At 67.1% G+C, this 1,564-nt stretch carries 1 protein-coding gene; it reads right to left on the minus strand.

What is annotated here, in order from left to right; translation table 11 throughout:
* Nucleotides 1-311: 311 nt before the first annotated feature.
* A partial coding sequence (locus B8W67_RS20045; protein ID WP_234806838.1) for an HNH endonuclease signature motif containing protein occupies nt 312-1,564 on the minus strand: 1,253 nt, incomplete at its 5' end.

Here is a 1,564-nt window from a genome sequence, read left to right on the forward strand (position 1 = left end):
TGACTATCGGCGCCGATCGTCGCCGCCGCGCGGTGTTCCTCCGCGAGGTTCGCAGACACGGCCGTTCGACCGCTGTCATTTCCGGTTACGACGATGGGAGTCGTTGCCGTAGTCGCCCGTGCGTGAAGCGCAGTGGTGGAGCCAAGCTCCTGGCCCCTAGATCGCGACGTCTGTGCAACTGCCGGCCAGGCTCATCGGTGACGCGGACTCGCGGGTGTTTGTGGTAACCCGACCCTCTGGTGCCGGAAAGCTGACTACGCGAAGGGATTTCGAAGACTAGGCATCGGCGTTGGCGGATCTGTGACGGGGTGTCAGTTGGGGGTGGGTGGTGGTTGGGGTTGGAATGGTTGGTACCACCACCAGTCGGCGTGTTCGCCGGTTGGTCCGGGGCAGGGTGGGACCTGTGGTGGTGGTGTGGTTGGTGGGTGGGCGAGTGATCCGGGGTGCAGTGTGTTGCCGTCGGCGTCGGTGACGGTGAGGTTGCTGGCGGGGCCGGTGATGGTGATGGTGCCGCGGTGGTGGCTGCGGTGGTGGTAGGCGCAGAGCAGCACCAGGTTGTTCAGATCGGTGGGTCCGCCGTGTTCCCAGTGCACGATGTGGTGGGCGTGGAGGCCGCGTGTGGCGTCGCATCCCGGGATGGCGCAGGTGGGGTAGCGATGCTCGAGGGCGCGGCGTAGTCGACGGTTGATGGTGCGGGTGGATCGGCCTGCGCCGATGGGTTGGCCGTCGCGTTCGAACCAGACTTCGCAGGTGGCGTCGCAGGTGAGGTAGCGGCGTTCGGCGTCGGTGAGCAGTGGGCCCAGGTGCAGGGCGCCGATGTGTTCGGCGACGTCGAGGTGGACTACCACGGTGGTGCGTTGGCCCTGTGGTCGGCGTTGGACTTCGCTGTCCCAGCTGGTCTCGACCAGCCGCATAAACGCATCGATGGTGGTCGGCATCGGGGCTTGGGCCGCGCCGCCGCCGCTACCGCCGTTGCTGTCGCCGTTGTCGGGATGGTTGGTGTCGCGGGTGCGTTTCCATTCGGCGTGGAGGGCGTCGGCGTGGGAGTGTAGGGCGGCTTCGAACATCGCCGATTCGGTGTGGGGCAAGGTGATGCGCCAGAAGTCGAATTCGGTGTCGCTGGTTTTGCTGATTGTCGGGGTGCGTGGGGGTCGTGGTTCGGGGTCGGGTCGGGGTTCGAGTTTGACCGCGGTGCGTAGCTGGGTGACGGTGGCGACTCCGGCGAGTTGGGCGTAGTGCTCGTCGGATCCGTCGGCGGCGCGTGCTGCGATCGCCCCGATCTGGTCGAGGGAGAAGCGGCCTTCTCGCATGCCTTCGGCGCAGCGGGGGAACACCTCGATTCGGTGCGCCACGGTCGCGATGGTCTCGGCGTTGCTCGGTGAGCAGCCGGTCTTCCAGGCCACCAGCGCCCCGAGGGATCGGGCCCCGGTGGCACCCCACAGCTGGTCGTGGTCGATCTCGGCGACGATCTCCACGATGCGCCCATCGATCGCGTTGCGCTGCCCGGTCAGCTCCGACAGTTCAGCGAACAACGCCTCAAGACGCTCTCCCGGACGGGCATCCG

The sequence above is a fragment of the Mycolicibacillus koreensis genome (assembly GCF_002104795.1).
GTDB lineage: Bacteria > Actinomycetota > Actinomycetes > Mycobacteriales > Mycobacteriaceae > Mycobacterium > Mycobacterium koreense.